A 6,081-nucleotide genomic window follows, 5' to 3' on the forward strand; every position below is an offset into this window, starting at 1 on the left:
GATATATTGTTAATGTTACTTTATTTGATTCACAACAGCCTTAAAAGCTTCTGGGTGGTTCATTGCCAAATCGGCTAAAACCTTACGGTTAAGCTCAATGTTGTTGGCTTTTACTTTCCCCATAAACTGAGAATAGGACATTCCGTGTAATCTAGCACCTGCATTAATACGGGTGATCCATAAGGAACGGAAAGTTCTTTTCTTGTTTCTACGGTCTCTGTAAGCATATAACATTGCTTTTTCAACCGCATTTTTAGCTACTGTCCAAACGTTTTTACGTCTTCCAAAGTAACCTTTGGCTTGCTTCATCACTTTTTTTCTCCTAGCGCGTGAAGCAACTGAATTTACTGATCTTGGCATAATTTTAAGTTTTTTTGTAGTAGGCGTTCTGAATGTTTTTCAAAATCTTTTTATGGCCTAACTCCAGGGTTAATACTAATTACCGTAAAGAACGATTACTTTAAACGTAATTGTTCTTTAATACTGTTAACATCCGCCTCGTGTACTAAAGTAGAGTGGGTTAACGCAAGCTTACGCTTTTTAGACTTCTTCGTTAGAATGTGACTTTTAAAGGCGTGCTTTCTTTTGATTTTACCGGTACCCGTAAGCTTAAAACGCTTTTTGGTACTGGATTTTGTTTTCATCTTAGGCATCTTGTTCCTATTTATGGTTTATCTCGCTTATTATCTTTGCTGTTGCCCCAAAACTTCGGGAGTCTCAACAGGTATATTTTGTTGTACTATATATTGCTTTGGAAACTAAAAAGAAATACGTTCTTATTTCTTTGTTTTCGGAGCAAGGAACATCGTCATACGCTTTCCTTCCAATCTCGGCATTTGCTCTACCTTCCCTAGCTCTTCCAATTCGGAGGCCAGTTTCAGCAACAATATCTCACCTTGATCTTTGTATACGATAGATCGTCCTTTAAAGAAGACATAAGCTTTTAGCTTTGCGCCATCCTTTAAGAATTTTTCAGCATGCTTCTTTTTGAACTCGTAATCATGATCATCTGTCTGTGGACCAAATCTGATTTCCTTAACCACTACTTTAGTGGCTTTGGCCTTCATGACCTTTTCCCTTTTCTTCTGTTCGTAAAGAAACTTCTTGTAATCCGTAATCTTACATACGGGTGGATCTGCTTTTGGAGAAATCTCCACTAAATCCAACTCTAATTCTTCAGATTTTGCTAGTGCGTCCTTTAAAGAGTAAACACCCACTTCAACATTATCACCTACCAAACGTACATTCTGAGAGGTAATTGCTCTGTTGATATTGTGCGGATTCTTATTTTCTCTTCTAGGCTGTGGCCTAAATCTTTTTCGTATTGCTATGGCTAATAAATTTTAGTTAAACATTAATTTTTTAAAACGACTTTAAGGTACTATTTATTTCATTAGTAACCAAGTTGGAGAAGTCTGTCAAGGTGATGGAGCCTAAATCATCGCCTCCATGTCTTCTAACAGAAATCGTGTTTTCCTGTTCCTCATTGTCCCCTACGATCAGCATAAACGGTATCTTGTTCATTTCTGCCTCTCGTATTTTTTTGCCAACAGTCTCACTTCTCTTGTCTACAAGGGCGCGAATTTCGTGATTTTCTAGGGAATTTAAAACTTTTTGGGCATATTTTTCATGCTTCTCACTTATAGGCAATACAATAGCCTGTTCTGGGATCAGCCATAAAGGGAAATTTCCTCCTGTATGTTCCAGTAAAAGGGCAATGAATCGCTCCATACTTCCAAAGGGTGCACGGTGAATCATGACCGGTCTGTGCAATTCATTATCACTGCCTTTATAGGTAAGGTCAAAACGCTCCGGTAAGTTGTAGTCTACCTGAATAGTTCCCAATTGCCATTGTCTGCCCAGGGCATCCTTTACCATAAAGTCCAGCTTGGGGCCATAGAAAGCAGCTTCCCCACTTTCAACAACAAAATCCAACCCTTTTTCTGTCGCAGCATTTATAATTGCATTTTCTGCTTTTTCCCAATTTTCAACCGATCCAATGTATTTTTCAGGGGTGTTGAGATCCCTCACGGATACTTGGGCCGTGAAATTTCCAAAACCTAGAGATCCCAAAACATATAAGGTAAGGTCTATAACATTTTTAAATTCTTCCGCCAATTGGTCCGGGGTACAGAATATATGGGCGTCATCCTGGGTAAAACCACGTACTCTGGTAAGACCGTGCAATTCTCCGCTCTGTTCATACCTATATACGGTGCCAAATTCAGCAAAACGTTTCGGTAAATCTTTGTAAGAATGTGGTTTAAAATTAAATATCTCACAATGGTGGGGGCAGTTCATTGGTTTCAACAAAAATTCCTCATCCATTTTTGGGGTTCTGATAGGCTGAAAGCTATCTTCCCCGTATTTGGCATAATGTCCTGAAGTCACATACAATTCCTTCTGGCCAATATGTGGTGTTACAACCATCTCGTAACCTGCTTTCTTTTGGGCCTTTTTCAAGAAATTCTCCAAACGCTCCCTAAGGGCGGCTCCTTTCGGTAACCACAAAGGAAGGCCTTGTCCTACTTTTGCGGAAAAGGTGAATAGTTCCAATTCCTTGCCCAATTTTCTATGGTCGCGTTGTTTGGCCTGCTCCAATAGCTCTAGGTATTCTGTGAGTTCCTTTTGTTTTGGAAAGGAGATGCCGTAGACACGGGTCAACTGTTTGTTGTTTTCATTACCTCTCCAGTAGGCACCGGCAACACTCAATATTTTTATGGCCTTGATGATCCCGGTATTGGGGATATGTCCCCCGCGACAAAGATCGGTAAATGTATCATGGTCGCAGAAAGTAATGGTACCGTCTTCAAGATTTTCTATCAGTTCTACCTTATATTCATTTCCTTGTGCCTTATATTTATTTAAAGCTTCCGCTTTGGTCACGGCACGCATCTTGTAATCGTGTTTGCCACGGGCTATTTCAAGGGCCTTTTTCTCTATTTCTTGAAAGTCCTTTTCGGAAATACTTCGGTCGCCAAAATCAACATCATAATAAAAGCCATTGTCAATAGCTGGTCCAATGGTCAGTTTTGCGCCAGGGTACAATTCTTCCAAAGCTTGGGCCACAACGTGGGAAGAAGAATGCCAAAAAGCTTTCTTACCTTCTTTGTCGTTCCATGTATATAAAGTTAGTGTCCCGTCCTCGGTTAAGGGGGTCACCGTTTCCACGATGGTATCATTGTATTTTGCAGAGATGACATTTCTTGCGAAACCCTCGCTAATTCCTTTGGCCACATCCATTGGAGAACTACCCTTTGCATGTTCTTTAATCGTTCCGTCTGGCAATGTAATTTTAATCATACCTATATATACCTAATTATAAGGTTGCAAATATACTACCTAGTATTGATGCGGACAATAATAATAAATGTGTTTTTGGGCGTAACCATATCTTATATATAAGATAGGTCGGGCTATCCATTATATCCCACATGTTATGTGGGGATGCCATTTCTATCCCTTACGCGCAGCTGTTCATTTTTTCCATCCGTAAATCCCTGTAATCCAATGCGCTCCGATGGGGCTAAAAAAAAGAATAAAAAAAGGCAAAAAAAAGTGTTGTTGAATTGCGGAAAGGTTGTAGGTTTGCAGCCCGAAACAACGAGGGTTGCGGAGGGAAAAACGGTCGGAAGGCCGTGTTCATTGAAGGTTCTGGAGTGGCAAAAGAGAAAAGGAAAAAGTTTTTCATTTTTTATTTGCGGGGAACAAAAAGGGTTGTATATTTGCACCCGCTTTGGGAGACAGAGCGACAGAACAAAAACAAGAATAGACAAGTTCATTGACATATTGTAAGACAGCGTCCGATTACCGGAAACGGGAATCGGATAAAAAATTGAATAAAATTAGCTTATAGAATACTAAGGGCTGGGTTCGGACAATTTAAAGTTTGCAGATGTAATAATATTTACAAAACAACGATGAAGAGTTTGATCCTGGCTCAGGATGAACGCTAGCGGCAGGCCTAACACATGCAAGTCGAGGGGTAACGGGGTGCTTGCACCGCCGACGACCGGCGCACGGGTGCGCAACGCGTATACAATCTGCCTTATGCTGAGGGATAGCCCAGAGAAATTTGGATTAATACCTCATGGTATCGGAGAACGGCATCGTTTTCTGATTAAAGGTCACGGCATAAGATGAGTATGCGTCCCATTAGCTAGTTGGTGTGGTAACGGCACACCAAGGCAACGATGGGTAGGGGTCCTGAGAGGGAGATCCCCCACACTGGTACTGAGACACGGACCAGACTCCTACGGGAGGCAGCAGTGAGGAATATTGGACAATGGACGGAAGTCTGATCCAGCCATGCCGCGTGCAGGAAGACGGTCCTATGGATTGTAAACTGCTTTTATACGGGAAGAATAAGGGCTACGTGTAGCCCGGTGACGGTACCGTAAGAATAAGGATCGGCTAACTCCGTGCCAGCAGCCGCGGTAATACGGAGGATCCAAGCGTTATCCGGAATCATTGGGTTTAAAGGGTCCGTAGGCGGACTATTAAGTCAGGGGTGAAAGTCTGCAGCTCAACTGTAGAATTGCCTTTGATACTGGTAGTCTTGAGTTATGGTGAAGTGGCTAGAATATGTAGTGTAGCGGTGAAATGCATAGATATTACATAGAATACCGATTGCGAAGGCAGGTCACTAACCATACACTGACGCTGATGGACGAAAGCGTGGGGAGCGAACAGGATTAGATACCCTGGTAGTCCACGCCGTAAACGATGGATACTAGCTGTTCGGACTTCGGTCTGAGCGGCCAAGCGAAAGTGATAAGTATCCCACCTGGGGAGTACGTTCGCAAGAATGAAACTCAAAGGAATTGACGGGGGCCCGCACAAGCGGTGGAGCATGTGGTTTAATTCGATGATACGCGAGGAACCTTACCAGGGCTTAAATGTGGTCTGACAGCTTTAGAGATAGAGCCTTCTTCGGACAGATCACAAGGTGCTGCATGGTTGTCGTCAGCTCGTGCCGTGAGGTGTCAGGTTAAGTCCTATAACGAGCGCAACCCCTGTGGTTAGTTGCCAGCGAGTAATGTCGGGAACTCTAGCCAGACTGCCGGTGCAAACCGTGAGGAAGGTGGGGATGACGTCAAATCATCACGGCCCTTACGTCCTGGGCCACACACGTGCTACAATGGCCGGTACAGAGAGCAGCCACCTGGCGACAGGGAGCGAATCTATAAAACCGGTCACAGTTCGGATCGGAGTCTGCAACTCGACTCCGTGAAGCTGGAATCGCTAGTAATCGGATATCAGCCATGATCCGGTGAATACGTTCCCGGGCCTTGTACACACCGCCCGTCAAGCCATGGAAGCCGGGAGTGCCTGAAGTCCGTCACCGCAAGGAGCGGCCTAGGGCAAAATCGGTAACTAGGGCTAAGTCGTAACAAGGTAGCCGTACCGGAAGGTGCGGCTGGAACACCTCCTTTCTAGAGAAAAGCATCTCGACGATAGAGAAGAAGAATTCAGTCCTTGTATTTTTTAGGTTATTGTTCAATTTATTGCTGTCTTATAATTATTGTCATATAATATATTGATTGGGACGCAGGTCCCGCAAAGTGAGAGTCTCATAGCTCAGCTGGTTAGAGCGCTACACTGATAATGTAGAGGTCGGCAGTTCGAGTCTGCCTGAGACTACAACAGGACTCCCCCAGGGGAAGAATGTAAAAAGTTCATTGATTGACAGATTGAAGGAAATTCTAGGAGCAGAGGGTTCTACTCATTACCGATTCAGGGTTCGATATCCGGAATTTCGAAATGGGGGATTAGCTCAGCTGGCTAGAGCGCCTGCCTTGCACGCAGGAGGTCATCGGTTCGACTCCGATATTCTCCACAACGGCACAAGACGGTATTAGGGATGTTATCAAATTCATCACTTAGTATCCTCGCCGAAACGTTCATTGACATATTGGGACAAAGTGCGTACAATTCATACCACCAGGGATGATTGTACGTCATGGAAATTAATACGAATAATATTACGAGGGCGCATGCTTGGCCGCAAGGCGAAGCAGGTGCGACAAGTTAAATAAGGGCGTATGGGGGATGCCTAGGCTCTCAGAGGCGAAGAAGGAC

The 6,081-nt window shown here is 43.6% G+C and carries 4 protein-coding genes, 2 tRNA genes and 2 rRNA genes (1 of these 8 running past the window's edge); 4 read left to right on the forward strand and 4 right to left on the reverse strand.

The features are described 5' to 3' along the window. Positions 1–15 precede the first annotated feature (15 nt). The 4 genes from rplT to thrS all read right to left on the reverse strand — a co-directional run bounded on the left by rplT (position 16) and on the right by thrS (position 3,303). The gene (gene rplT, locus SB49_RS01585; protein ID WP_062053226.1) at positions 16–360 is read right to left on the reverse strand and encodes a 50S ribosomal protein L20; all 345 of its coding nucleotides are present in this window, start codon (positions 358–360) and stop codon (positions 16–18) included. Positions 361–455: 95 nt separating this feature from the next. Then, positions 456–653: a 50S ribosomal protein L35 gene (rpmI, locus tag SB49_RS15845; RefSeq protein WP_082591053.1), complete on the reverse strand. Its 198-nt coding sequence runs from the start codon at positions 651–653 to the stop codon at positions 456–458. A gap of 123 nt (positions 654–776) precedes the next feature. Next, complete coding sequence (infC, locus tag SB49_RS01590; protein ID WP_082591054.1) at positions 777–1,331, reverse strand: translation initiation factor IF-3; 555 nt, start codon at positions 1,329–1,331, stop codon at positions 777–779. 31 nt (positions 1,332–1,362) lie between these two features. Then, positions 1,363–3,303 carry a threonine--tRNA ligase gene (gene thrS / locus SB49_RS01595; RefSeq protein ID WP_062053230.1) on the reverse strand — a complete coding sequence of 647 codons (1,941 nt, stop codon included), beginning with the start codon at positions 3,301–3,303 and terminating at the stop codon, positions 1,363–1,365. 614 nt (positions 3,304–3,917) lie between these two features. Between thrS and SB49_RS01605 the strand changes: the two genes are divergently transcribed. The 4 genes from SB49_RS01605 to SB49_RS01620 all read left to right on the forward strand — a co-directional run. After that, positions 3,918–5,435, forward strand: a 16S ribosomal RNA gene (locus tag SB49_RS01605). Positions 5,436–5,569: 134 nt separating this feature from the next. Next, positions 5,570–5,643 (forward strand) — tRNA-Ile (locus tag SB49_RS01610). Between the two features lie 122 nt (positions 5,644–5,765). Beyond that, a tRNA-Ala gene (locus SB49_RS01615) sits at positions 5,766–5,839 on the forward strand. 183 nt (positions 5,840–6,022) lie between these two features. After that, a 23S ribosomal RNA gene (locus SB49_RS01620) occupies positions 6,023–6,081 on the forward strand (it continues 2,773 nt past the right edge of the window). The 16S and 23S rRNA genes sit together here with 2 tRNA genes alongside, the layout of an rRNA operon.

The organism is Sediminicola sp. YIK13, from assembly GCF_001430825.1.
Taxonomy (GTDB): Bacteria; Bacteroidota; Bacteroidia; order Flavobacteriales; family Flavobacteriaceae; genus Sediminicola.

Excerpts from the sequence above, each read along its gene's own strand:
- thrS (WP_062053230.1), bottom strand. The coding sequence starts at position 3,303 with ATGATTAAAATTACATTGCCAGACGGAACGATTAAAGAACATGCAAAG.
- rplT (WP_062053226.1), bottom strand. The coding sequence starts at position 360 with ATGCCAAGATCAGTAAATTCAGTTGCTTCACGCGCTAGGAGAAAAAAA.
- rpmI (WP_082591053.1), bottom strand. The coding sequence starts at position 653 with ATGCCTAAGATGAAAACAAAATCCAGTACCAAAAAGCGTTTTAAGCTT.